Source organism: Armatimonadota bacterium, from assembly GCA_037138755.1.
Classification (GTDB): domain Bacteria; phylum Armatimonadota; class Fimbriimonadia; order Fimbriimonadales; family Fimbriimonadaceae; genus Fimbriimonas.
In genome coordinates this window covers 423,343-449,123 of the sequence record JBAXHT010000002.1, presented here as the reverse complement: position 1 = coordinate 449,123, position 25,781 = coordinate 423,343, and the positions used below count along the sequence as shown (strand labels likewise).

The following is a 25,781-nucleotide window of genomic DNA, read 5'->3' as shown; positions in this document are numbered from 1 at the left end:
ACCCTTGGCGACCATCACGCGTATCATGTTGTTGAAATGAATGGTGTTTCACCTTCTCAGAGAACGGCGTGTGGAATTGTTGCTATTGTCCTTGGTTTCACAGCCTTCGGAACCTTCGGCATGCACAAGTTCATGATGGGCAAGACGAAGGCAGGCGTGACCTCCTTGCTGCTGACGTTCCTGACATGCGGACTCGCGATCCCCGTCCTCACAGTCATCTCCATCGTTGAAGGCATCATCTATCTCACCAAATCCGATCAGGATTGGTATCACGAGTACATCATTGGTGGGAAGGATTGGTTCTAGGCTCGGCCGCCTTCGTCGGTGGGAAACAGGTAGACCAGTTCGCATCGCCAGTCTTGAAGGCCCTGGAGCCAGTGATCGACTTCGTCGCGAATTGGCTCCCAGAAGTCGAAGTCTGATTCCAGGGCAACGACAGAGAGCTCTTTGAAGAGTTCGCCGCGCAGCGGAGTGATCTTTCCAAGTGCAAATCGGACGACACGGGCATTTTGGGTTCCTTCGTAAATCAGCGCATCGAAGCACGGTAGTTCCACGCTGTCCCGGATCATGGATTCGAGTTGAGCACACTCGTGGAAAACCATACAGAAGTGACCCTGTTGAGTCACCGCTTGGTCGATTGACCCGGCAAGGAACCTATCGAAGCCAACTAATCCAAGCACCATCGGAAACTCATTCTATCAAGCCGAGCGTAGGCTAACATTACAAATATGAATATCCTTGTCCTTGGCGGAACGCAGTTTGTGGGGCGTGCGATTGTTGATCAGCTTTTGACAAAGGAGCATCAAGTCACCCTTTTTCATCGAGGCAAGACCAATCCGGGGCTCTTCCCGAACTGCGAGCACATCATCGGCGACCGAGTGGCGGATATTGAGAAAGCGAAGGAGACTCACTGGGATGCTGTGATTGATGTCAGTGGTTACCTCCCCTCCCAACTTGTTGCGAGCACTCAGCTCAAAACGGACTTCTATACATTCATTTCGACCATCAGCATCTATGACACCGAAGGACTACAAGGCCCCTTTGATGAGCAAACGAAACAGTATGCCGAAGGTGAAATGGACGCTACAGAGGTGACTGGCGCGAACTACGGTCCGCTGAAAGTGACCTGCGAGCGGATTGTTCGCGAGGCATTCCCCAACAACCATGCGATGATTCGTCCAGGAATTATCATTGGCCCCCACGACCACACGGGGCGATTTCCGTATTGGGTGGCGCGGCTCGACCAATTTGATGAGGTTTTGATCCCGGAAACGTTTACTGAACGGTTCCAGGGGATCGATGCTCGTGACCTCGCGGCTTTCACCGAGCTTTGCACCGCACAGAAGAAGGTTGGACAGTGGAACGCGGTTGGTCCGCGGGTCACCTTCGGTGACATTATCGACGAGATTCGATTCCAGACGGAGCGAGAGCATAAGCTGGTAGTTGCTTCGCTTGAAGACCTCGAGAAAGTCGACGTCAAGCTCTGGCAGGACCTTCCCGTGACCCTTCCACCGGGTTCTCAGACGTTCAACTACGATCCGGCTTCGGCTATCTCTGCAGGGCTTTCTTTGCGAACGATCCAGGAGACTATTCGGGATACTCTTGCTTGGATTCGGGCCGAAGGCAACGACGGCTTGGGTAAGTACGGCATGACTCGAGAGCGCGAAGAAGTTGCGATCTCGAGTCTGAAATCCGACTAGAAAAGCATTGTTTCGGTGTTCATTTCAGTCTTCCACACCAACCGCCCGACGGAAGTCCTGAATCGCTTCGGGCGACTCGAATGCCTTGTACGGCACATAGACGAACCGGTATTTCCACAATTCGATGACGACGTATTCGACTCGGGTCTTCACGTCTCGAATCTGGTCGCGGTGGATACGGTAATTGAAGGAGAGCGGTTCGGTGACGAAATAGACGTGTTCGCCTTCGGTAACCATTTTTGTGGGCAGGATTGCTCGTTTGGAGGCTTTGGTGGTGAGTAGGATTGAGCGGGCTGGGATGCTGATTGGCCAGAGGATCATCATCATTCCGAGGCCTTTGTAAAGGTTTCCTTGGAAGAGCAGGGAGATCAGCAAGCCCGTGACCGGGATTGAGATGAAGAAGGGCCAGAAGCGGCGTGCGTATTCAAAAGCGGTCCAGTACGCGAGCTGCGAACGGGAAACGCTGTAGACGGTGGTTTCGATTCGCTTCAAGCAAGCTTCATTATGTAAGATGGTAGTCATGATAAAAGTGGATCGCCACGGCCCGGTTCTGCGGGTTCAACTGAACCGCCCCGAGGTTCGGAATGCCCTGAATGATGAGCTGATTGGGACTTTGTATCAGGTTTTCACCACCGTTTCGACCGATATTCGCGCGATTGTTCTTGGCGGTGAGGGGGCGTCCTTTTGCGCTGGCGGCGATTTGGAGTGGATGCGGAAGGCGGCGGCTTACACCGAGGAAGAGAATAAGCGGGACGCGATGATGGTGAGCAAGCTGTGGGCGGCGGTGCAGAACTGTCATGCGTTTACTTTGGCCAACGTCCACGGAGCCGCGATGGGTGGCGGCTCAGGACTAGTCGCGTGTTGCGACATGGCAATCGCAACCGAGGACTCGAAGTTCGCGTTTAGCGAAGTGAAGCTCGGCCTGATTCCGGCGACGATCGGGCCGTTTGTGGTCGACAAGATTGGGAAGGGTTATGCTCGGGCATTGTTCGCGACCGGCGAAGTTTTTTCTGCTCAGCGGGCGTACGAGATTGGGCTGATTCATGAAGTGGTGGCATCGAAAGATAAGGAGGCCCTGATCGCCAAGAAACTCCGCCATGTCCTCTCGGCTGGGCCGAAGGCAGTTGCAGGATCGAAGAAGCTTGTTCTGGATATGCCGCTGAGCTACGAGGAGACAGCGGCGAGGTTGGCGGCTTTTCGGGCTTCAGAGGAAGGGCAGGAAGGTTTGGCTGCGTTTTTGGAGAAGCGAACGGCGAGCTTCGTGGAGTCGGTTCCGGAAGTTGAGTAGCGATTCTCTGAGAGAGAACTGCGACGCATTTGGTTGGGTAGTCAGGTTCAACGGGTTCTGATTTTCTAGATAAAGTTGGGTAGGGTTGGGTAGACGGGAACGAGGCATGTTCGCGGTCTTGTTCCATATGAATAGGCTCGTGGCTGAGGGCATTGTGCGGCGAGTGGTCGGTAGAGCAAGCGAAAGCGCGAATTGCTTCGCGCACTCCAAGTGTATTCACCAGTTAATAGTCAACGTTTCGGGGCAAAAGTCAACCAGGTAGTTGGAAGTTTGGTGTGGAGAGTCGGGAGTGCCGCAGACAGGCTGTGGAAGAATTTGGACGGAGGGCCACATGACACTGAGGGATTCAAAACGATATGTTCCTCGCTCTGGTCTCATTGTTGTTGGCGAGCTTCCAACTTCGGGGGAAGGATAAGAAGGGCTGGCGGCGTCTTTGAAGAAGCGGACGGCGAGTTATGTAGAGTCGGTTCTGGATGTGTGTGGTGTGACTTTCCCTGCGCGAAGCAGTAACATGATCATATGTCAGCGTTCGGTGAAGCACAAAAGCTTGTTTCAGAGATGACGCTCGGCGATGCCGACACCGCACTTCTCGCTTTGGAGGGGCTACTAAGGGAGTCAGAGATTGCCGAAAATTCGGGGCAGCAAATGTGTTTGGAATCAAACTTTCGCTTAGCACTCTTTCAGCTCGCCGCGAAATCAGGTTCGCGAGACAGAGCCAATGGGCTTACAAGCCAGTTGCTAGAAGGATATGATAAAATGGTCGCCTGGATCGATGCACTCAGTGAACCGAAAAGTGTCGACTGGGCTTCTTCTGAGTTTGGGACAAGTGCAAAAGTCGAAATGGACTGCCATTCGCCCACTTCCGAGTTTCCACTATTCAAAATCAACGTATTCGACAGTCCGATCATCGAAACTACGCTAGAGATTCCTGTTCCAGACTTCCTCGATCACTTTCTTCGTCGCGCAACTATTGAAAGCGAAGCTTATCAGATGTTTCCGATAATGAACGAAAAGTCTGTCATTGTCGTTGGACAAGCAACTTACCATTTCAGCCCAGTACCGATACAGTCGTGGCTCAAACGGATCGCTTAGTGGATCAATTCCCCACCCGTTTGAGAATGGTTAAACCTCTCTTTCAGTGCCCGAGGTACAATATAGGCTTCAAAACGTGGGAGGCCGTAAGGCCGCCTGAACCACGAGGTGAACATCTTGCGAAAGAACGTTAAAAAGAACCTGCACTCGCCACGTTTCGTGGCCATCGCCGCTACCGTCGACAAGGAGACCTTGGTCACTGTCGAAGAAGCCCTCGCTCAGGTCAAGAAGACCGCTAACGCGAAGTTTGTCGAGTCCGTCGATATGGCAATCGTCCTTGGCGTGGATCCTCGAAAGAGCGACCAGAACGTCCGAGGCCTTACCCAGCTTCCTCACGGAACTGGTAAGAAGCGAACCGTCGCCGTCCTTGCTAAGGGAGACGCCGCTAACGAAGCCGAGAAGGCTGGCGCAGACGTGGTTGGCGCAGACGACCTGATCGCAAAGATTCAGGGCGGATTCAAGGATTTCGACGTGATTCTTGCCACCGAAGACATGGCTCCACAGATCGGTAAGATCGGCCGAGCTCTCGGACCCAAGACTCCGAACAAGCGAAACGGAACCGTCACCAACAACATCGCAACCGCCGTTAAGGAAATCAAGGCGGCAACCCGCGTTGAGTACCGAACCGACAAAGCCGGCGTTGTTCACATGTGCCTCGGCAAGGTCAGTTTCACCGACGAGCAGTTGATGGAGAACTTCAAGGCTGGCTTCGGTGCCGTCCTTCGAGCGAAGCCGGCCAGCTCCAAGGGTAAGTACATCAAGTCGCTCACCCTCAGCGCAACCATGGGCCCCGGAATTGCTCTGGACACCACGCTTGCTTCCAAGCTCGCTGGTTAAGTCTAGTAAACAAATACAGAAAGTGGCTCTCCGAAAGGGGAGCCATTTTTTGTTTGGAATGATATGATAGCTGGAATGAGCGAACAAGAAAACTCTGGACCAACAATGGCCGCGCCCGAACATGCGTGGCTCCAGAACCTCGTCGGCGAATGGACGACCGAAACCGAATTTGATCACGGAGGGGACGCACCTCGAGGTAAGGGGCGAGAAATCTTCACAATGCTTGGCGATTTGTGGGCACTTGGTGATGGCGAAATCACCTTTCCTGACGGGAATTCGATGATCACTCGAATGGGCGTGGGCTACGACGTTTCCGACAAGCAGTACAAAGCTTTCTGGATCGCCAATGTTTCATCGCACCTGTGGCAGTACGACTGCGAACTCAGCGAAGATGGCAAAATTCTGACCATGAACTGCGAAGGTCCGGACATCATGGGCGACGCCCCGAGTGCTTTCTATCGCGATATCATCCAGCTGGTTGATGAGAATCATCGTACGCACACCTCGACCGGACAAGACAAGGACGGGAACTGGGTGACCTATATGGTGAACTACTACACCAGAGTCAGTTAATCTTCTGAAAACAGACTCAAAATCGGGCGATATTCGCTATGCTAGAAACGAACCACCCGATGAAGAGTGCTCGATTTGTTCTGCCAGTTTTGTCCGTGGCCCTGCTCGGCGCAGGGGTCGTGCTTTCGCCCGCCCAAAAAACGGGGAAAGCGGTCAAGAAAATCGACTTCAATCGGGATATTCGACATATTCTGAGCGAGAACTGCTTTAAATGCCACGGCCCCGATGCGAAGTTTGTGAAAGGAGGTCTTCGGTTGAGCGACGAGACGGACGCCAAGAAGGATCGAGACGGCGAATTTGCGATTCTGCCGGGAAATGCCAAGGAATCTTTGATAATCAAGCGGGCACTGAGCAAAGAGAAGTTTGCCCAGATGCCGCCTCCAGATTCTGGTCTCCCAAGGCTAACCGCAGAGAAGATCAAACTTTTGTCGGACTGGATCGACCAAGGAGGCAAGTACGAGAAGCACTGGGCACTTGTCCCGCCAAAGCCAACCGAACTCCCGACCGTCAAGAACCAGATGTGGGTGCGGAACGATATTGATAGGTTTGTTCTTGCAAAGCTGGAAGAAAAGGGTCTCAAGCCCGCTCCCGAAGCCGACCGGGCTACTCTGCTCCGCAGAGCTTCTCTAACTCTCACTGGGCTTCCCCCAACCACCGATGAACTCAATCGTTTCCTGAACGACACCCAGGCCGATGCCTACGAAAGGGCGGTTGATCGCCTCTTGGCCAGTCAGCGTTACGGTGAGAATCAAGCTAGGTACTGGCTCGACGCCGTTCGGTACGGCGACACCCACGGTCTTCACCTCGACAATGAGCGCAGCGTCTATCCCTATCGGGACTGGGTCGTTAATGCTTTCAATAAAGACCTGAGTTTTGATAAGTTCACCCTCTGGCAACTCGCCGGAGACATGCTCCCGAACCCAACCCGCGAGATGAAAGTTGCCACAGGCTACGTGCGCATGAACCCAACGACCGCAGAAGGCGGAGCGATTGAGGAGGAGTTCTTGGTCAAAAACACTTTCGACCGAGTTGATACAACGTCTACCGTGTTCCTTGGGCTGACTGTCGGTTGCGCAAAGTGCCACGACCACAAGTACGACCCCATCAGCCAGAAGGACTACTATGGCCTGTTCGCATTTTTCAATTCGACGAAGGATGCTCCATTAGACAGCAATGACCTGGTCCCACCACCCGTCATCGCTGACCCAACCCCAGAACAGGAAGCGGCGATCAACCAAGCCACCAACCGCCTTGTGGATCTGGAAAGGGCCACAAATGCAGACGCTGCCAAGCGATGGATCGAAACCAGTTCGCCTCCGGTCGTAGCCGTCGGTAGCTGGGAAATCGCAGGACCATTTCCCCACAAAAACTTTAACGAAGCGTTCGAGTTCGACGATAAGCCAACCGACTGGAAGCCCCTCAAGCTTGAACTCGGAAAGTCGATTAGCACGGTCAAGGTAAACATCGGAAATGCCTACCACCGGACGACCCTGACCGCCGAAACTGAACAAGAAGCTGACATTGCCATAGGAAGCGACGATGGAGTCAAAATCTGGCTGAATGGTGCCCAGGTCCACAGCAATCCAGCCTTGCGTGGAGTCGATCAAGCGACTGACCAAGTTAAAGTTCGACTCAAAAAGGGTGCAAACCAACTAGTTATCAAGATCGTGAACGGTGGTGGAGCCGATGGAATCCGATTTGACATCGGCAGTGAAGCTCAGGCCAAACTTGCCGCCGCGCTCAAGTCAGATAAGCCAGAAGAAATTGTACGGGCGTACCTCGTCTACGGACCAGAGACCACCGTCTCGAAGCAGTACCGGGCCACGGTAGCCGAAAAAGCCAAGATAGAAGCCCAAGTTCCTCGGACGCTGATCGCAGAAGAGATGCCCAAACCCCGACCTGCCTACTTGTTGAATCGAGGCGAGTACGATCAGCGAAAGGAACAAGTCTCACGAACGCTTCCAGCGGTGTTTGAAACTAAACTTCCGGAGCCCAATCGCCTTGGCCTCGCCAAATGGCTCATTGACGAAAAGAATCCACTTACTACCCGGGTCTTTGTCAACCGAATCTGGCAACAGCACTTCGGGACTGGCATTGTGAAAACCGCCGAAGACTTTGGCAACCAAGGAGACTGGCCCTCTAATCCTGAGCTGCTGGACTATCTGGCAATCAAGTTCCGAAAGGACGGCTTCAGTCTCAAAAAACTTCACAAGTTGCTCCTGACGAGTGCCGCATTCCGGCAGTCTTCTCAAGTCAGCCCAGAAAAGCTTCAAAAAGACCCCGAAAACCGCCTGGTCAGCCGCGGGCCAAGGTTCCGACTAGACGCCGAAGTTCTGCGCGACCAAGTCCTACAAGCAAGTGGGCTCCTCGTCCAGCGCCAGGGTGGTCACGGTTTCAAACCCTACCAGCCCGCCGGGCTGTGGGAAGACGTGGCATTTCCTGGCTCAAATACGGCCCGCTACACACAGGACACAGACGCAGGAATCTATCGCCGAACGCTGTACTTGTTCTGGAAGCGAACCTCTCCGCACCCAGTGATGAGCACTTTTGATGCCCCGACACGAGAAGCTTGTGTGGTTCGGCGATCCATCACGAACACCCCGTTGCAGGCGTTGACGACGATGAACGAACCTGCCTTCTTTGAAGCAGCTCGGAAGTTCGGAGAACGGATTGTTGCTACAAAATCTACTGACGAGAGCCGACTTGATTACGCCTTCCGCACAGCGTTGAGTCGAAAACCATCGGTGAAAGAGAAATCTATTTTGATGGGAAGCTTGCGGCGGTATCAGAAGATGTTCTCGGAGCGGCCGCAAGACGCCGCTGGGGTGATCCAGGTTGGTCTGGCTCCTGTTGATCGGAAGCAAGACTTTGTGGACCAGGCGGCGTGGAGCCTGGTGGCCTCAACACTGTTCAACTTGGATGAATTCCTTTCTCAACACTAACATTGGAGAAATCCACTCAGTATGCCGCAGAATTCGCTAAGCTAGAACTGAAACGCCCAATGAACAGTATTCGGTTTTTTGTCCCGGTTCTCTCGCTGACCTTACTTGCAGCAGGTGTGGTTTTCGCGCCAGCACAGAGGGCCGCAAAGGGTGCGAAACGAATTGATTTCAATAAAGACGTTCGGCCGATTCTGAGTGAAAACTGCTTTAAGTGTCACGGGCCTGATGCGAAGTTTGTAAAGGGCAATCTCCGGCTGAGCGACGAGAAAGATGCGAAAAAGGATCGTGACGGTGAGTTTGCGATTCTTCCGGGAGAGGCCAAAGAGTCATTGCTGATCAAACGGGCAATGTCTACGGAGAAGTCAGCTCAGATGCCTCCGCCGGATTCCGGCCTGCCCAGGCTCACGGCCGCGCAAGTAAAGGTTTTGTCGGAGTGGATCAACCAGGGTGGAAAGTATGAAAAGCACTGGGCGCTTGTTCCGCCGAAGGTCTCGGAACTGCCCACCGTCAAGAACTCGAAGTGGGTTCGTAATGAGATCGATCGATTCGTCCTCGCAAAGTTGGAAGAAAAGGGTCTGACACCGGCTCCCGAGGCGGACCGCGCAACGCTGCTCCGACGAGCTTCGCTAGCGCTGACCGGATTGGATCCGACAACTGATGAGCTCAATGTTTATCTTGCGGACTCTGCTCCTGATTCTTATGAGAGAGCGGTTGACAGGATGCTCGCCAGCCAGCGCTATGGGGAGCATGAGGCTCGGTATTGGCTAGACGCGGTTCGGTATGGAGATACTCACGGACTCCACCTGGATAACGAGCGCAGCATCTATCCTTATCGGGATTGGGTCGTCAACGCCTTTAACAAAGATCTGCCGTTCGATAAATTCACTCTCTGGCAACTCGCGGGCGACATGTTGCCAAACCCGACGCGGGAAATGAAAGTCGCGACGGGCTACATCCGCATGAATCCCACGACGAACGAAGGCGGATCGATCGAAGAAGAAGTCTTGGTCCGCAATACGTTTGACCGGGTGGATACAACCTCGACAGTCTTTCTTGGATTAAGCGTAGGTTGCGCTAAGTGTCACGATCACAAATACGATCCGATTTCACAAAAAGATTATTACGGGATGTACGCGTTCTTCAACTCAACGAAGGACTCCCCGTTCGACGGCAACGATCTTCTGCCTCCGCCTGTTATTGCCGATCCAACTCCCGCACAGGAGGCGACGTTAACGAAGGTTCAGTCGCGGATGACCCAGCTGGAGCAAAGCATCGATGCAGCAGAAGCAAGAACGTGGCTTGAGACAAACGCGCCTCCGCTGGTGACAACTGCGGACTGGGAGATTTGCGGGCCGTTCAAGCGAGGCTCTTTCGAAGAGGCGTTTAATAGCGACGAAAAACTAGATCATTGGAGGCCGATCAAGATCACCTCGGGTGTGGCTGTTCAAGCGATCAACGCAGACCAGGCAAATGCCTACTTCCGGACAAAGTTAGTTTCGGATCGAGAGCAGCTTTTCGAGTTTGGAGTTTCTAGCGACGACGGAGTTCGAGTTTGGGTGAACGGCAAGTTAGTTCATAGCAATTTTGTTTCGCGAGGGATCACCCAAGGCGTTGATGCAGTCAAGGCACAGCTCCGCAAAGGTGAGAATGAGCTGCTCATCAAGGTTGCCAACGGAAGCGGACCGGACGGACTGATGGTAACGATGGGTAGTGAAGCTGTGAACCGTATTGGTGCGGCGCTCAAAGGGACCGAGCCGGTTAAAGTCGTTCAAGCGTTTCTTCAATACGGTCCTGAAACAAAGGCTTGCGATGAATACCGCAAGCTCATCGCTGAGAAGATTCTTACGGAAAAGGCGATTCCTCAAACGCTCATTGCTGAAGAAATGTTGAAGCCTCGGCCGGCTTTTGTTCTCGATCGTGGCGAATACGACCGCCGCAAAGAGCCGGTGGAGCGGAAGCTTCCGGCAGTATTTGAAACAAAATTGTCGCAAGCGAACCGGCTTGGGTTAGCGCAGTGGTTGATCGATGAGAGGAACCCATTGACGACGAGGGTTTTGGTCAACAGAATTTGGCTCCAGCACTTCGGCACAGGAATCGTGAAGACCGCAGAAGACTTCGGCAATCAAGGCGAGTGGCCATCTCAACCTGAGCTTCTCGACTACTTGGCGATTAAGTTCCGTAAGGATGGGTTCAGCCTCAAGAAGCTCCATCGGATGATCGTCACGAGTGCGGCGTTTCGACAATCATCTGCAGTTACTGCTGAGAAGCTTCAGAAAGATCCGGAGAACCGGTTGGTCTGCCGAGGTCCTAAGTTTAGGCTCGATGCTGAAGTCCTCCGAGATCGAGTGCTGCAAGCAAGCGGACTTCTTCTGAACCGCCAGTATGGCCACGGATTCAAGCCTTACCAGCCAGCCGGACTTTGGGAGGAAGTTGCACAGTCGGCTTCGAACACGAAGGATTATGTCCAGGACGTCGACCCATCAATCTACAGAAGGACGCTGTATCTGTTCTGGAAACGAACCTCGCCTCATCCGGTGATGAGTACCTTCGATGCGCCTACTCGCGAAGCCTGTTCGGTGCGTCGATCGATTACTAACACTCCTCTGCAAGCTCTCACCACCATGAATGAACCAGCCTTCTTTGAGGCGGCGCGCAAGTTTGGCGAGCGGATTTTGACAACCAAGCCGACCGACGAAAGCCGATTGGACTTTGCGTTCCGAACCGCCCTGAGTCGTAAGCCGAGCGAACGAGAACGAACAATTCTCCTCGCAAGCTTGAAGCGCTATCAGAAGATGTTTTCAGAACGCCCCCAAGACGCCGCGGGTGTGATCCAAGTCGGTCTCGCTCCGATTGATCGAAAGCAGGACTTTGTCGATCAAGCTGCTTGGAGCCTTATTGCCTCGACCCTTTTCAACCTTGACGAATTTTTGACCCAACACTAGATAGCCATGAATCCTTTACGCGAAGCAGAACTCCTGATGACCCGACGCGAGCTGTTTGGTCGTTCGGCCATGGGCGTCGGTTCCGCCGCCCTGCACACCCTCCTCAGGTCAGGCGGCCTTGTGGGCGGCTTTCTTGCCGCTAGCGAAGCGATGGCGCAGAAGGTGCCGATGGGCAAAGCTATGCCAGGGCTCCCAGGAATGCCACATTTCGCGCCAAAGGCGAAGACGGTCATCATGCTGTTTATGAACGGCGGGCCGAGCCAGCTCGATCTGTTTGACTACAAGCCGACTCTTGAGGCGGAGTATGACAAGGACTTACCGGAGACGATTCGAAATGGGCAACGGTTGACGACGATGAGCAGCGGTCAAGCGCGGTTCCCACTTGCTCCATCAAAGTTCAAGTTCAAGAAATACGACAACAATCAGGACGGCCTTTGGGTCAGCGAGTTGTTGCCGCATGCGGGAAGCATTGCCAAGGAACTTTGCGTCGTAAAGTCAATGTGGACCGAGGCGATCAACCACGATCCTGCGGTGACCTATATCCAAACGGGAAGTCAGTTGCCGGGTCGTCCAAGCTTCGGCGCATGGGTGAGCTACGGTCTAGGCTCGCTCAACCGCGACCTGCCGACCTATGTCGTTCTCCACTCTAAAGTGACTCGCGGCGACGCAGATCAGGCTCTATACACTCGCCTTTGGGGAACTGGATTCTTGCCAGGGCAGCACCAGGGGGTCAGCATGCGTTCTGCAGGAGATCCGGTTTTGTATCTGAAGGATCCCAATGGCATGGATCGCACGACGCGCAGAAACATGTTAGATGACATCTCCAAGCTCAACACCATGCAGCACGACGACTTCGGCGACCCTGAAATCGTCGCTCGCATCGAGCAGTACGAGATGGCGTACCGGATGCAGACCAGCGTTCCGGAGTTGATGGACACCAAGTCGGAGCCGCAGGAAGTCTTTGACCTTTACGGCGAAGACGCGAAGATTCCGGGGACGTTTGCGGCGAACTGCCTCCTCGCTCGACGCATGGCGCAGCGCGGAGTTCGGTTTATTCAGATCTTCCACCGTGGCTGGGATCAACACGGCGACCTTGCCAACCAGCTCCCGATTCAGTGCAAAGACGTTGACCAAGCCTCGGCGGCACTCGTCAAAGACCTCAAACGGCTCGGAATGCTCGATGACACCCTCGTCATCTGGGGTGGCGAATTTGGCCGAACGGTTTACTCACAAGGTCAGCTTTCGAGGACCAACTATGGCCGCGACCACCACCCCCGCAGCTTCACCCGTTGGATGGCGGGCGGCGGAGTCCAGCCTGGAATCGTCTTCGGTCGCACCGATGACTATGGCTACAACATCGTCGACAACGACGGCAAGCCCCTTAACCCAAGCCTAGACACCTACACCCCCGGCACCATGCACATCCACGACATGAACGCTACGATCATGCACCAGATGGGCATCGACCACACGAAGCTGACCTATCGGTATCAGGGGCGCGACTTCCGACTGACGGACGTGCATGGGCACGTGGTGAAAGAAGTCCTGAAGTAGTTAGCGAATGCCCCTGAAGGCCCCTTGCTTGGTCAATTTACGAGCTAGTAGCCGTCATCGCCTCCACTTTAGAAAAGTGGAGGCGACCACACCAGTCTAATTGAAGGTCTGAGTGCCCTCAAGGATAGCGTTGAAGACAGGCTCGGAAGCACCTCCGTTGGTGAAACACAGGGCAGCTCTTGAGTTAGTTGGGTCGATTGCCGCTTGTGAGTTGAACAGTTCTAGAGAGCCAGTAAAGCTGTAGACTCGTCGCCCTTCGAACTCCACCGCTTCCCATCCCATCGCATAGGTACCGCCCAGACTTGGTGAGAAAATCCTCTGGACGCTTGATGCGAGCAGAACTCCATTCTTGCCCTTCAGCCCGTTCAGCGACTCTTGGAGGAAGCGAGCGTAGTCGGTTGCGGTCATGCTCAGTCCACCCGATGGAACCAGATAGGCAGGCAACTGGTTCTCTGGAATATCGGGGTTGAGCGGGACGTGGATTCCAGCAGTTGTTTCATACAGGTGCCCCCAAGGCTGATCGCTCCCACTTTGGGCTGGCCAGCCGTACACCACGTTGTTCATCCCCATCGGAGCGAGGATTTCTCTTTTGAGCAGCTTGAACCAGTCTTCACCGGTGACCTTTTCCAACATCGCAGCCACAACCGGGTTGTTCGAGTTAGAGTAGAGGAACTCCCCTGGGTTAGCTTCGGGAGCCTGTTGTGTCGCCCATTTGACGAATTCGAATCTTTGCTGTCGTTCACTGCCCTGAAACTTCGGTACGAGCAGAATTTCGGTCTGAACCTGAAGTGCAGGGAGGCCAGCCCTCATGAGGAGTAGCTGCTCAACGGTGAGGGCAAGAGTTTGGGGTCGGGCGGTCGAGCTCAGCTCCGGAAACACCGATCCCAGCGTCGTTGACCACTTGATGGTTCCTCGCTCAACAAGCTTGGCGACGAGGGCACTGTTGAGAGCCTTTGCGTTCGAGCCTAGGTGCCACAGGGAATCGGTGGAGACGCGAAGGCTCCCGCCGACCTTCTGTACGCCGGAGACACCCACGCGGATGGAAGTGGGTGTAACTACGGCACCGGCCATCGCGGGGAGTTTGTATTTAGAAATGAGATCACTTGTTGCGCTTGCTAGTCGCGCATCATTGGTAGTAGGATGGCCAGCGGTGTCAATGCCACCGCAGCCCATCGCCACCGCGCCCAAAAGCAGAGCTACGGTGGTCTTGATGAGAAGGTATTGAGAGTTCATAGTTGTTCCGATGTGGCTATCCACACCGAAGAGACTACGAGTGAGGCTCCGACAATCCTTCAGACCAAAGAACGAGACAAGCTCCGCCTAAAGTAGGATTTCACCGCTCAAAGCCGGTTTTCCAAGCAAAAACAACGAGCTGACTGCGCGATTCCACTCCAACTTTTGCAAGCAAGTTTGAGACATGAGTCTTCACAGTCGACTCACTGATAAAGAGAAGCTTGGAGATTTCTGCGTTGGAAAGCCCCTCTGAGATGAGGCTGAAAACTTCGAGTTCCTTCGCGGATAGCTGGAGCTTCTCGCCGATTGACTTCAGATCGGGTGCTTGTTCTCGGAGGCCAACCGGTGGCGCGGCCATGGTTTCGATGATGGTCTTGAGAAGAGTTCTCCCGGTGGTAGATTTCAGGAGGTATTCGGAAGCGCCGCGTCGCAGCATCTCCGATTTGTGAATCGGGTCGTCGGAGCTAGAAAGGGCAATGACGCGGCACGTAGGATTGAACGCAATGAGTTGTTTAACGAGCTGAGGACCAGGGCTACTCGGATTGAGAACGTCCACCAGGGCGACATCGAATCCTTGGTGAGTGACATCCGAATTTAAGAAATCTTGGAAGCCCTCGTATGCTCCTAAGACGAGGAGTTCTGGTTGTTGACAGAGATAGGCGACGAGACCTTCTCTGACGATGGGATGATCGTCGAAGCAGATCAGACGAATTCTCATGCGTCCCACCTCAAGCTCGCTTGAGTGCCAGTTTCACTGGAGCTAAGATCAAAAACTCCGCCGGGAAAGAAAGTTGCCCGAGTATTCATCGTGTATGTGCCGAGGCCGGATGGGTTACCGCCATGAAGCCCGAGACCGTTGTCCTGTACCAGTAAACTCCAAGTGCCCTCAACGCGACGCAAGCTGACGTTGATCTTCGATGCCCCTGCGTGTCGGACCACGTTCGAAATCGCTTCTTCCAAGATGTAGCAGAGGTGAATTCTCAATCGACGGTCAATGTCCGACGCCGCGGGATCGATCTCGACTTCAAAGGGGAGCTTGGTCACGAGCTTCCAGCGATCAATCACCGAGTTGACATTGTCGGTCACGAATTCCGTTAGATCCCCTGACTCATCTTGGACGACTCTGTTCACTTCATGTTGAAGCTGTTGACCTTGATCAACGAGGTTCTCGATATACGTCTCTACTGGCTTCGAGGCACTAGAATTGGCTTGTTCGGCTATTGCCGAGATGGTCAGGTTGAGAGCGAACAACCTCTGCTTGACCCCATCGTGCAATTGTAGAATCATTTTGTTTCGCTCTTGTTGGGTGCCTAACTGCTTTTGTAGCGAGATCGTTTGCTGAAGGGTTGCAGACATTTGATTGAGATGCTTCGCGATATCTGAAAACATCTCTGAGGAGTGTTCGTCGATCGACTGCGAGAAATTGCCGTTCCCCCAATCATCCAAGATGTTCTCGACCTGTTTCAGTTTTGCTCGCGTGGCTCGATAAGACGAGACAGACGCAAGAAAGCCGATTCCTGCGGTGAGCACAAGAATGGCAAAGCCTTGAAGGGCGAGAACCCCTAATCCGCGCAAAATGAGGTTCGAGGGCCGGAGGAGTCTGGGGCTTGAGATTGACGCGATCGCGATCAGCTTGTCTCCATCTCGTATGGCTGCCGATGATACCAATCGGTTGTCGATTCGCTTGGTCTTCAATTGACCTTGTGCGGCGTCCGCCAGGGCTTGTCGCTCGTAGTCACGCATCGCGCTGACGTTTGCGTTCGGTCCACTTTTGAGCAAGATTCTCCCGGCCGGATCAGTGAGCCATATGTCGAATGGTGTTTGCAGTTCAGTCTCTTCAAACAATCCACCGGGGTTAAGTGATTCGAGGCTGGTTTTGGCCAAGAACCATTTCTCCAGTATTCTCGACTGAAGCTCTCCATTGAGCACAAAAACTCGTGCCTCGTCGGTTCCACGGTTAACCGATGTTTGGAACTCCGTAAGCATCTCCTCTGAATAGAGGAGTTGGTAGACGGTGAATCCGATTGTGACCGCCTGAAGAGTGACGAGGGTGAGCACCGAGAGCAACACTGTTCGGATGGTTACTCGAACGTGGCTCTTTAGCAATTTTTCTTCTCCATCTGAATAGGATCAGGCCGCACTTCGGGAAAGTTTAACCTGGGAGGATCGACGGATCTACACTTCTGTGCGATTCGTCGGTCAGATACGTTTGAACAGACGGAGCAAATCGTCATGCGTCAGCGTCGCCGTGATCGGCCGACCGTGTGGGCAATGATACGGATTCTCCGTGGTTGCCAAATCGACGAGCAACTTCTCCATCTCTGCGTTGCTAAGCGGATCGCCCGCCTTCACCGCCATTTTGCACGACGACATGATCCAAATCTGCTCGCGGGTCGGAACCAGTTTTCGAGTCACCGAGGACTCGACCAACTCATCGATCAAATCCTTCAGATACTTCACCGGGTCCTTCGAGCGCAGCGCCGCCGGAACTGCACGGATGACGTAGGCGTCCCCGCCAAACGGCTCCAGATCAAACCCAACCGAGTGAATCTCGTCCAATCTCTCCGAGAGCATCAGAGCCGCCCGGTGGTCAATGTGCAGAGTCTGGGGAACCAGAAGCGGCTGCTTTTCGATGATTGTCGAACGCTTCAGACCACACAGGTACTCGTAAATGATGCGCTCATGGGCAACATGCTGATCCACTACAATCAGCCCGTGGCGAGTCTCCGCGATGATAAACGTGTTCATCGCCTGCCCGATAACCCTTAGATCGTCAAGCAGCCGGATGTAAGGCATCGCCCCTTGCGCCAGCTCGGGCGCCGCGCCAAAAACCGCTGGCATCTCAATCCGGGCCTGGTCGACCACCGCGTTATCGCTCATCGGGGTCACTGGACCGCCGAGCGGCGACTGCGCCCAGAACGACATTTCGTTCAGAGTCGAAGTCGGAGCCTGGGCTTCGCGAAGAGCCTGGTTCGCTAGCGCAATCTGGGCCGCCGAAGGCATCATGCCGTGCGCGAGCAGGGCTTCGCGAATACAAACGCGAAGAGCTTCAAAAGCGATCCCCTCCTTTTGGAACTTAACTTCGCTTTTGGTGGGCGAGACGTTGACATCGATCTGCTCGGGGTCGATTTCGATGTTGAGAGCCACCAGCGGATACCGGCGTTCTGGGGTCAGGTCACGGAAAGCCTGATCCAACGCGACGGTCAGCGTTCGAGATTTCATCGGGCGTCCGTTGACGTACAGGTACTGGAGCGAGCGTGTTGGCTTGGTGATGTGGGGCGGTGAGACGTAGCCGCTGAGCTTCAAGGCGCCCAGAGAAGCTTCAACCGGGACTAGCGACCGAGCCGTATCGCGACCCCAGACGTCGCTGATTGCCTCGAGCTGATCACCACTCCCGCTGGTCTGCAAAACCTTCTGATCGTTGTGAGTCAATGTAAACGCAACGCCCGGGTAGGCGATCGAATACTTCATGATCGCCTCGACGATTTGTCCAACTTCCGTGGTGTCGGACTTCAAGAATTTGAGCCGCGCCGGAGTGTTGTAAAACAGGTCCTCGACAGTCAACGTCGTGCCTTTCGGACCCGCCTCGGCGGTGTCAGAGAGGAGTTCCCCTCCTTCGACGCGAACAACAGTCCGCATCCCATCCTCAGTCGCGGAAGAAATCGTCATTCTTGAAACGGACCCAATCGATGGCACCGCCTCACCACGAAAGCCCAACGACAAAACCCCATTCAGATCGTCCAAGGATCGAATCTTCGATGTCGCGTGGCGAAGCAGCGACATCCGAGCTTCCTCAGCAGTCATCCCGCACCCGTTATCGCTGATCCGGATCAGCTCCCGCCCTGCCCCTCGAAGCTCAATTTCAACCCGAGTTGCCCCGGCATCGAGGGAATTCTCCACCAACTCTTTAACCGCCGCCGCCGGACGCTCCACCACCTCACCCGCCGCGATCTGGTTGATTGTCGTCGGGTCCAAGAGCTGAATTCGGGAGGACAGGGAAGTGCTAATGCTTAACATTTTGACGCCACTGGGCACCAATAAATCGCAAAAGGGCGTAAGATGGTGTCATGCGACTCAGAAACGCACTTGCAATCATTTCTGCGGTATTGGTCGGAGCAACGGCGCTTGCCGAAGACCCCAAGCCGCTCACTATCGGGAACAAGGCTCCCGCATTCCCAGTTGATGGTTACGTCAAGGGGAAGAACATCACCAATTTTGAACCCGGCAAAGTCTACGTCGTCGAGTTTTGGGCAACTTGGTGCGGACCTTGCATCTCGTCGATGCCCCACCTCAGCGACATGGCCGACAAGTACCAAGGCAAGGCTGACTTCATTAGCGTCAACACCTGGGATTACGCCAAGAAAGGCGACGCTAAGGAGTCGGGCGATGAGCACAAGTCACGCGTCAAGGATTGGGTCGCAAAGAACGATGAGAAGATGCGCTACAACATCGCATTCGACGACGATAAAGACACGATTGCCAATACCTGGATGCGAGCCGCCGGACAAAACGGAATCCCTTGCGCTTTCATCGTCAAAGACGGCGCGATCAATTGGATCGGCCACCCCATGACGATGGACAAGCCGCTGGAAGAGATCGTCAACGGAACCTTTGACGTCGAAGCATTCAAGGTCGATTTCGAGAAGAAAGCTGCCGCCGCCAAAGCCGCGCAAGAAGCTCAGAAGAAGCTCATGGCTGACATGAAAGCCGGCAACAAGGAAGCGATCGACAAGTTCATCGCTACCGGACCAGCTCAAGCCAAGGGAGGCCGAGTTATGCAGGTCATCCAAATGTCTTCAAGCTCAAACCTAACCATGGCGTTCGACTACTTCAAGACGTACGTTGGAAAGGTCGACGGCGTCGACGCTTACAACTGGTGTGGAGCCGCTCGAATGCTCGTCAAGGGACTCAAGGGCGACGATCAGGCTCAAGCCGTGAAGATGAGCGAAGAGTGTGCGAACATGTCCAAACCGGACCTCGCCGCGATTGCCTACATCTACCACGCCGGAGTTCTCTACAACTCAGGCAACAAAGAGGGCGCGCTGGCTTGGGCCGACAAGGCAAAGGGAGCCGTGAAGGATTACCCAGAAACCGGTCGAGATAGCGTCACAAAGTTCATCGATCAACAGATCGCTAGCTTCAAGTAAGGCTAACTTAGCCCCGCAATAGTGCCGAGAATTGTATTCAATCTCGGCACTTTTTGTGTCTGCGAAAGGCAGAGTAACCTAGCAAAAACACCAGCCAGCAAACTCACCGCCCAGTGGAACAACTAGCCCGGGAAGAGTCTCGGGTTATGTTTACGATCATCGGTATTGTTGTGGTTTTGGCGGCGGTTATCGTTGGCTATGTGATGCACCACGGCAACCTCGCCGTTCTCATCCAGCCGAACGAGTTTGTCATCCTTTTTGGAGCGGGCTTTGGCTCGCTCATGGCAGGTCACGGAATGGCCGGCGTGAAAGGCGCGATCACCGGAACGATGGGCTTGCTGAAGCCTAACCCTTACACCAAAGACGCTTACAACGACCTGTTGAAGATGATGTACCAGCTCTTCAACGTCGCTCGTAAAGAGGGGCTGCTGGGATTGGAAAAACACATTGAGAATCCGGCTGAATCCGAAATTCTTGGCAAATATCCAGCGTTCATAAACAATCACCATGCCAGCGACTTCTTCTGCGACACCTTGAAGGTCATTCTTTCCGGCTCGGTCGGTCCTCATGACCTCAGCGAGATGATGGAGCTCGACCTTGAGGTCGCCCACCACGCCGCTTTGCTCCCCAGCCAGGCAGTCCAAACCGCTGGCGACGCGATGCCCGGATTCGGAATCGTTGCTGCGGTTCTCGGCGTTATCATCACGATGGGTAAGATCGGCGGCGACGCGGCGGCAATTGGTCAGTCGGTTGCGGCTGCTCTCGTCGGAACGTTCCTTGGAATTCTTCTCGCCTACGGCATCATGGCGCCGCTTGCGAAGGCGATGGAACTTAGGCTCGCCGATGAAGGCATGTTCATGAATTGCATGCGACACGCCCTCTTCAGCTTCGCCCGAGGCGAAGCTCCAATTACCTGCGTCGAGTTCGCCCGCCGCAACATCGACCCCGCTGTCCGCCCCGGCTTCGCCGAAATGGAAGCTGGAGTTAAGGAAGCAAAGGCGGCATGATGAAGAGTCTTGAGTCTTTAGTCTTTAGTCTTGAGCGTTCGGATGAGTGCGGTCAGCATTCGACTAATTTCTTGAACTTGCTGAATGTGGGGCGCATCGTAGCCGATGAGGCCGATGCGCTGGGAAAGCAACAACAGTGTTTCAAGCTCACGGGCAGAACCAAGCGCGATGTAAAGAAACCTCGCAAAATCATCCTTCGATCCGCGACCGTGGCCCTCGGCAATGTTTGTTGGAATCGAAACGCTCGAACGCCGAATCTGGGAGGTCATTCCAAATCGCTCAGACTCTGGAAATGCTCCTGTTATGTCGTAGATATCCTCAGTCAGGCTCATGCCCTTCTGCCACACCTTCAAATCCTTGAAGTCGGATCGTTGCACCAGTTCATTGTAGCCCCCAACTCAAGACTCAAGACCCAAGACTCAAGACTCTGAAAGACATGGCCAACGACTCCATCATCATCAAAAAGAAAAAGGTCTCTGGGCACGGAGGTCATCATGGCGGGTCATGGAAGGTTGCGTATGCTGACTTCGTTACCGCCATGATGGCGTTCTTCATGGTCATGTGGATTATGGGTCTCAGCGATGAGACTAAAATGAGCATCAGTGGCTACTTTAACGACCCAAACGGATTCATGAAAAATCCGCCTCGTTCAAAGAACGTCATCACGGCAATTAATGGCGTCAACAAAGCGAAATCTGCTTCGGATCAGACGAGTTCCAAGGGCCAAGGACTTGGAGATTTCCAAGGACTAAGCGTGACAACCGCGAGCGAAGGACAGTTAATCCAGACTCAAATTCAAAAGCAGATCCAAGGAATTCCCGACCTCAAGAAGATGCTGGATCACATCGAGGTGACGGTCGGCACCGATGGTATTCGCATCGAGCTTCTCGAAGACAAGGGAAGCGTCTTCTTCCAATCGGGTCAGTCAGTTGTCAGCCCGGTCGGACGTCAGCTTCTGAAGAAGCTCGCTCCGGTATTGATCAATACCCAACGAAATATTGCGGTTGAAGGTCACACGGACGCCCAGCCTTACTCGGGCAATATCATGACCAACTGGGAGCTTTCGGGCGAACGCGCGATCTCCGTGCGGCAGGTTCTTGCCTATTCGGGGGTTCCAACTTCGCGATTTCGTGGTGTGACAGGGTTTGCCGATACCAAGCTCAAATACCCACTCAAACCGCTGAGCCCAAAGAATCGTCGCGTTTCACTGCTGCTGCCGTGGGATAAGTCGCTGAATGTCAGTCAAACCAAGGAAGCGAACAACGCGATCAAGGCAAATATAGCCCCAGCACCCGTCGACAAGGTGCCTGCCATCCAGCCCGATCTTCACCGTGGTGACTAACTCGCGCTTCGTTTTAACACTCGATACCGTCTGTACCTATCGAACGGACTCACAACATGGCAAATCTCGCCGGAAACCTCTGGGAATACAATATGGCCAGGGTGGTAGTGGTCGATGTCACGGATGACTATCGACTGATGCAACCCCCCCTGCCCTCCGACTTCTACCCGATCCTTCGGGAGACCTACCTGCCGACGTATCGGCTAATCGACCGCTTGCCGGGCGAGGAGCTGGTGACCGGCTACCTGTACGACTGGCACGAATCTCCGCCGGTAGAGGGGGATGTCTGGTACGTCGGCGTGGTTCAGGAAGCTCTGGCGAACGAACTGTTGTCGAAGACAATCAGCGCGTGATTTAGCTAGACTTAGGTGTGGAAAAGTATTCTTGTGTCTTCGTGACTGGCGGAGCAGGTACTGGAAAGACCACGCTGCTCAAACAATTTGTTGAAAAATATCCAGGCGGAACGGCGGTCGTTGCACCGACGGGCATCGCAGCGTTAAATTGTGGTGGTCAGACAATCCACAAGTTTTTTGGCTTTCCAGCTCGCTCAGTAGACAAAGATGCCCTTCAGTTAAGCAAAAACTCGTTGCTTTTCAGGCGCATTGAGACTCTAGTTATTGATGAGATATCGATGGTTCGAGCCGATGTCATGGACAATATTGATTTTTCACTTCGGAAATATAGAGAGCAACCGGACGCGCCGTTCGGTGGTGTTAATCTTCTTTTAGTCGGGGATTTGTACCAGTTGCCACCTGTCGTGGTTGAGAAGCCTGAGTTAGAAATGTTGAGGAAGAGATACGGCTCAGAGCACTTTTTCTCGGCGCCTGCATTCAAGAATTTGCCTATTCGATTGCACGAGTTGCTTGATGTGAAAAGACAGTCTGACCTTGTTTTCACTTCATTGCTAAATGCTTTGCGGATTGGAAAGCTGTCAAAAACTCATGTTGCGATGCTGAATACGCTTGTTGATAAGAATGGGGCTGAAAAGGATAATCTCTTAGTGCTCTGCCCTACGAACAGAGACGCCGCTCAAATCAATCAGACTCGGCTCTCATTGATCAACAGCAACTTAAGAAAGTACATTGGAATAGCAAAAGACAAACAACCGGACAAGCTGCCAGCACCCCAGGTGCTGGAACTTAAAGTTGGCGCTAGAGTGATGTTTACGAAGAACAACGGATCTAAATGGGTTAACGGCACGGTCGGTACAATTCGAAAATTAGACGATGACGAAATCAAAGTGAAGATCGATAACTCTGGGAGAACTGAAACCGTCCTCCGTGAGTGTTGGGAGAACTTTGAAGTAGATTACGATGCGAACGCGGATGTTCTGAAGAGTAAGTTGGTGGGGACCTTCGAACAGTTTCCACTCATGCCTGCGTGGGCGACGACGATACACAAGAGTCAAGGGCAAACTCTTGAACGGGTACACATTGATCTCGGTAGTAGTCTGTTTTCAACTGGGCAACTTTACGTAGCGTTAAGCCGAGCGACGACCCTGGAAGGAGTGTCTTTGTCAAGGAGTATTCGTGAGAGCGACGTCAAGTTTGATGGTGCGATTGAGTCGTTCATGAGTAGGCTTCGAGAGTTTCAGCCAAAATGACAATCCTCACCTTCAACATTCGCTACGGCCTCGCCGATGACGGCAACCACTCCTGGCCGCTGCGCCGCCACGCCACTGCCCAAACAATCCGCGAAGCCAACGCCGACATCGTCTGCCTTCAAGAAGACCTCGACTTCCAGCTCCAGTATCTTCTCGAACAACTCCCCGACTACGCCGCCTACTCCGTCGGCCGCGATGACGGAAAAAACCAAGGCGAAGCCTGCAGCATCCTCTGGCGCAAGAGCCGCTTCGCTCCGCTCGACCAAGGCACCTTTTGGCTCAGCGATACGCCGAACGAACCGGGAAGCAAAAGCTGGGGGAACAACATCACCCGAATCTGTAGCTGGGTCGATTTTGGAACCTTTGCCCTTTTCAACACCCACTGGGATCACGAATCGAAAGAAGCAAGACAGAAGAGCGCAAACCTGATCCACCGCCACTTGCCACTCACTCCCTGGATTGTCGTCGGAGACCTCAACGCCGAGCCCGACTGGCCCGAAGTCCTCGCCCTCCCCGGAATCTTGCACACCGCTGGACTCGAAGGCGGAACCTTCCACGACTTTAGAGGCGGCACCGAAGGAGAGAAGATCGACCACGTGGTTAGCTCGATCGACTTTCGCTGTACAAAACTTGAAGTGATCCGGGCGCAAGTCGACGGCTTTTGGCCAAGCGACCACTATCCAGTGGTTGCAGAGTTAGCAGTGAGCAGTTAACCTCCCACTGCTAACTGGATCAGCGCATCCGATCAGCAATCGCGCGTCGAACCATCGTATCCACGATGTCCTCCGCCGAGGGGTTGTAGGTTCCTGCCGCAATCCGTTCCTTCAGGGACTCAATCATGTCCTCGCGATCGGGGGCGTCTAGGACTTTTCGGGTGAGATCCCGAACCATGAGCGCGTCGCGCTCGGCGGCCTCTGCTTCCGACTCGACCCCAAGAACTTGCTTGAGGGCTTCGACTTCCGCCGCATGATCAACCGCAGTGAATCCACTGAGGGCCTTTTTTACTTCCGCATCTGAAATCCGCATGTTTATTGCTCCAATGATCTCAGACAGGTAACCCGGCTTTCTGTTCGTCATACAACAAACAGACCCTTAGGCTTTGCGTGATCGGGGTCTCCCCCGTCGTGCCGTTTTCTGTCCCAAATTTTCTGTGAGATTTCTCCCACGCTACGGTTATCGGCACCTCATCAGATTTCTTTAGAGAAAACCTCACACTTTTTGTAAAGTTTTCACACCTAGAACCTAAACCAAGTCCAAAACCCGGCAAATCTATAGAGACATCATATCAGTTCTAGCGCGACTTCGGAGCAAAAATGTCGCCCCTCCGCCGTCAACCAGACCCGCCGGTCGTCCCGTCCGATCCACCCTCGTTGTTCAAGCTTCGCCAGGGTGCCTTCGGGCATCCCTTCGTGGCTCACTCCCTTATTCAGACGAAGCCCAAGCATAATTCGCTCCACCCTTTGCGTGGCGGCATCAATGATTTCGCTCTCAAAGGGGATAGGGTCGTTGTTTTCGACGGCGGCGCAGTAACGTTCAGGGTGCTTAAGATTGGTGTACCTGATAAGATCCGAACCACCGGGTAAACACCCTACTGCTCCGGGCCCGTACCCCGCGTACGGTTCGCCGTACCAGTAGCAAAGGTTATGCCGACACTCCATAGACGGCTTCGAAAAATTGGAGATCTCGTATTGCTCGTACCCCCGCTCCGCACAAATCCGAAGACAGTCCTCATACATCTCTCGCTGCGAATCATCATCCGGCAGGTTCAATTCGCCGCGTAGATTCTTCTTGTAGAAGGCTGTGTTCTGTTCAATCGTCAAGCAGTACAACGAAAGATGCTCAGGCGATAAAGCCAGCGCCCGCTCCAGATTCGCCCGCCAAGCGTGACGACTCTGATCCGGCAAAGCAAACATCAGGTCGAGGTTGACATTATCAAACCCGGCTTCCCGAGCCGCTAAAACCGCCCGTTCAATCTCTCCGGCCTTGTGAACTCTCTCGAGGCGCAGAAGATCGGAATCCAAAAAACTCTGTGCCCCAAGCGAAATCCGGTTCCAACCTGACTCCCTCATCGAAGCAAACTTGGTGGCATCCACCGTCCCCGGATTCGCTTCGCTTGTAATCTCGCACCCTTCAATCGGAGGATGAACCTCAAAGACCGCTTTCAGTAACGAATCCAACTGCAAACCGGAAAGAAACGTCGGCGTTCCACCGCCGAAGAAAATCGTCTTCGCCGGAGCACCCCGCAGAGGCGAGCGCAAAATCTCGGAACAGATCGCCCGAACCGTACGATCCACAATCTCACCGTCCATGGCATAGCTATTGAAGTCGCAATACCCACACTTCGATGGGCAGAACGGGGTGTGAACGTAGACGGCGATTGGCTTCAAAATTAAAAAGTCCTAGATGCCCTACGGGACATCTAGGACATCTATCTTTGTCTGATCTTACTCAGCTGCTGCTGCTGGAGCTGGTGCTCGCTCGGCAGATGGGGCTTCCACGTTGCGTCGCTCGCGTCGCTCGG

The 25,781-nt window shown here is 53.9% G+C and carries 24 protein-coding genes and 1 riboswitch; of the genes, 15 read left to right on the top strand and 9 right to left on the bottom strand.

Features of this window, described 5'->3' with window-relative positions; translation table 11 throughout:
- Nucleotides 1-36: 36 nt before the first annotated feature.
- Complete coding sequence (locus tag WCK51_12015; protein MEI7577610.1) at nt 37-306, top strand: NINE protein; 270 nt, start codon at nt 37-39, stop codon at nt 304-306.
- Here the strand turns inward: WCK51_12015 and WCK51_12010 are convergent.
- Nucleotides 303-683 (bottom strand): hypothetical protein, encoded by a 381-nt coding sequence (locus WCK51_12010; GenBank protein MEI7577609.1) that lies wholly within the window; start codon nt 681-683, stop codon nt 303-305. The genes WCK51_12015 and WCK51_12010 overlap by 4 nt on opposite strands.
- Before the next feature lie 45 nt (nt 684-728).
- Between WCK51_12010 and WCK51_12005 the strand changes: the two genes are divergently transcribed.
- Nucleotides 729-1,700 (top strand): hypothetical protein, encoded by a 972-nt coding sequence (locus WCK51_12005; GenBank protein MEI7577608.1) that lies wholly within the window; start codon nt 729-731, stop codon nt 1,698-1,700.
- A 24-nt stretch (nt 1,701-1,724) separates the two neighbouring features.
- Here the strand turns inward: WCK51_12005 and WCK51_12000 are convergent, their stop codons facing one another.
- Entirely contained in the window at nt 1,725-2,222 is a 498-nt protein-coding gene (locus tag WCK51_12000; GenBank protein MEI7577607.1) for a hypothetical protein, read from the bottom strand.
- On the opposite strand from WCK51_12000, the gene WCK51_11995 reads away from it, so the two are divergent.
- The 7 genes from WCK51_11995 to WCK51_11965 all read left to right on the top strand — a co-directional run bounded on the left by WCK51_11995 (nt 2,221) and on the right by WCK51_11965 (nt 12,928).
- Complete coding sequence (locus tag WCK51_11995) at nt 2,221-2,988, top strand: enoyl-CoA hydratase-related protein (GenBank protein ID MEI7577606.1); 768 nt, start codon at nt 2,221-2,223, stop codon at nt 2,986-2,988. The genes WCK51_12000 and WCK51_11995 overlap by 2 nt on opposite strands.
- A 519-nt stretch (nt 2,989-3,507) precedes the next feature.
- The gene (locus WCK51_11990) at nt 3,508-4,080 is read left to right on the top strand and encodes a hypothetical protein (GenBank protein MEI7577605.1); all 573 of its coding nucleotides are present in this window, start codon (nt 3,508-3,510) and stop codon (nt 4,078-4,080) included.
- 117 nt (nt 4,081-4,197) lie between these two features.
- Nucleotides 4,198-4,917 carry a 50S ribosomal protein L1 gene (gene rplA, locus WCK51_11985; GenBank protein ID MEI7577604.1) on the top strand — a complete coding sequence of 240 codons (720 nt, stop codon included), beginning with the start codon at nt 4,198-4,200 and terminating at the stop codon, nt 4,915-4,917.
- 75 nt (nt 4,918-4,992) lie between these two features.
- Nucleotides 4,993-5,490, top strand: a complete 498-nt coding sequence (locus WCK51_11980; protein ID MEI7577603.1) for a DUF1579 domain-containing protein — start codon at nt 4,993-4,995, stop codon at nt 5,488-5,490.
- Between the two features lie 59 nt (nt 5,491-5,549).
- On the top strand, nt 5,550-8,432 hold the full coding sequence (locus WCK51_11975) for a PSD1 and planctomycete cytochrome C domain-containing protein (protein MEI7577602.1): 2,883 nt from the start codon (nt 5,550-5,552) through the stop codon (nt 8,430-8,432).
- Nucleotides 8,433-8,491: 59 nt separating this feature from the next.
- A complete protein-coding gene (locus WCK51_11970) occupies nt 8,492-11,374 on the top strand; it encodes a DUF1553 domain-containing protein (GenBank protein ID MEI7577601.1) in 2,883 nt (960 codons plus the stop codon).
- A 6-nt stretch (nt 11,375-11,380) separates the two neighbouring features.
- The gene (locus WCK51_11965) at nt 11,381-12,928 is read left to right on the top strand and encodes a DUF1501 domain-containing protein (protein ID MEI7577600.1); all 1,548 of its coding nucleotides are present in this window, start codon (nt 11,381-11,383) and stop codon (nt 12,926-12,928) included.
- Nucleotides 12,929-13,024: 96 nt separating this feature from the next.
- On the opposite strand, the gene WCK51_11960 is transcribed toward WCK51_11965, so the two are convergent.
- The 4 genes from WCK51_11960 to mutL form a co-directional block, all read right to left on the bottom strand.
- Nucleotides 13,025-14,161 carry a serine hydrolase domain-containing protein gene (locus tag WCK51_11960; GenBank protein ID MEI7577599.1) on the bottom strand — a complete coding sequence of 379 codons (1,137 nt, stop codon included), beginning with the start codon at nt 14,159-14,161 and terminating at the stop codon, nt 13,025-13,027.
- Between the two features lie 100 nt (nt 14,162-14,261).
- Nucleotides 14,262-14,879, bottom strand: coding sequence for a response regulator transcription factor (locus tag WCK51_11955; GenBank protein ID MEI7577598.1), 618 nt, complete (start codon nt 14,877-14,879; stop codon nt 14,262-14,264).
- Entirely contained in the window at nt 14,876-16,267 is a 1,392-nt protein-coding gene (locus tag WCK51_11950; protein MEI7577597.1) for a histidine kinase, read from the bottom strand. The genes WCK51_11955 and WCK51_11950 overlap by 4 nt, the downstream gene beginning before the upstream one ends.
- Before the next feature lie 93 nt (nt 16,268-16,360).
- The gene (gene mutL, locus WCK51_11945) at nt 16,361-18,178 is read right to left on the bottom strand and encodes a DNA mismatch repair endonuclease MutL (protein ID MEI7577596.1); all 1,818 of its coding nucleotides are present in this window, start codon (nt 18,176-18,178) and stop codon (nt 16,361-16,363) included.
- Nucleotides 18,179-18,228: 50 nt separating this feature from the next.
- Between mutL and WCK51_11940 the strand changes: the two genes are divergently transcribed.
- Both WCK51_11940 and motA read left to right on the top strand, forming a co-directional pair.
- Nucleotides 18,229-19,308 (top strand): TlpA disulfide reductase family protein, encoded by a 1,080-nt coding sequence (locus WCK51_11940; protein ID MEI7577595.1) that lies wholly within the window; start codon nt 18,229-18,231, stop codon nt 19,306-19,308.
- Nucleotides 19,309-19,421: 113 nt separating this feature from the next.
- Nucleotides 19,422-20,315, top strand: a complete 894-nt coding sequence (gene motA, locus WCK51_11935) for a flagellar motor stator protein MotA (GenBank protein MEI7577594.1) — start codon at nt 19,422-19,424, stop codon at nt 20,313-20,315.
- A 17-nt stretch (nt 20,316-20,332) separates the two neighbouring features.
- Here the strand turns inward: motA and WCK51_11930 are convergent, their stop codons facing one another.
- Nucleotides 20,333-20,692 carry a four helix bundle protein gene (locus WCK51_11930; protein ID MEI7577593.1) on the bottom strand — a complete coding sequence of 120 codons (360 nt, stop codon included), beginning with the start codon at nt 20,690-20,692 and terminating at the stop codon, nt 20,333-20,335.
- A gap of 59 nt (nt 20,693-20,751) precedes the next feature.
- On the opposite strand from WCK51_11930, the gene WCK51_11925 reads away from it, so the two are divergent.
- The 4 genes from WCK51_11925 to WCK51_11910 all read left to right on the top strand — a co-directional run bounded on the left by WCK51_11925 (nt 20,752) and on the right by WCK51_11910 (nt 23,973).
- Nucleotides 20,752-21,657, top strand: coding sequence for a flagellar motor protein MotB (locus WCK51_11925; protein MEI7577592.1), 906 nt, complete (start codon nt 20,752-20,754; stop codon nt 21,655-21,657).
- Between the two features lie 92 nt (nt 21,658-21,749).
- Entirely contained in the window at nt 21,750-22,010 is a 261-nt protein-coding gene (locus tag WCK51_11920) for a hypothetical protein (GenBank protein MEI7577591.1), read from the top strand.
- 17 nt (nt 22,011-22,027) lie between these two features.
- Nucleotides 22,028-23,260 (top strand): AAA family ATPase, encoded by a 1,233-nt coding sequence (locus WCK51_11915; protein MEI7577590.1) that lies wholly within the window; start codon nt 22,028-22,030, stop codon nt 23,258-23,260.
- On the top strand, nt 23,257-23,973 hold the full coding sequence (locus tag WCK51_11910; protein ID MEI7577589.1) for an endonuclease/exonuclease/phosphatase family protein: 717 nt from the start codon (nt 23,257-23,259) through the stop codon (nt 23,971-23,973). Before WCK51_11915 ends, WCK51_11910 begins: the two co-directional genes overlap by 4 nt.
- A 19-nt stretch (nt 23,974-23,992) precedes the next feature.
- Here the strand turns inward: WCK51_11910 and WCK51_11905 are convergent, their stop codons facing one another.
- The gene (locus WCK51_11905; protein MEI7577588.1) at nt 23,993-24,337 is read right to left on the bottom strand and encodes a flagellar biosynthesis anti-sigma factor FlgM; all 345 of its coding nucleotides are present in this window, start codon (nt 24,335-24,337) and stop codon (nt 23,993-23,995) included.
- Nucleotides 24,310-24,399: riboswitch (cyclic di-GMP riboswitch) on the bottom strand. It overlaps the preceding gene by 28 nt.
- Before the next feature lie 141 nt (nt 24,400-24,540).
- The gene (gene hemW, locus WCK51_11900) at nt 24,541-25,647 is read right to left on the bottom strand and encodes a radical SAM family heme chaperone HemW (GenBank protein MEI7577587.1); all 1,107 of its coding nucleotides are present in this window, start codon (nt 25,645-25,647) and stop codon (nt 24,541-24,543) included.
- Nucleotides 25,648-25,781: the final 134 nt, after the last annotated feature.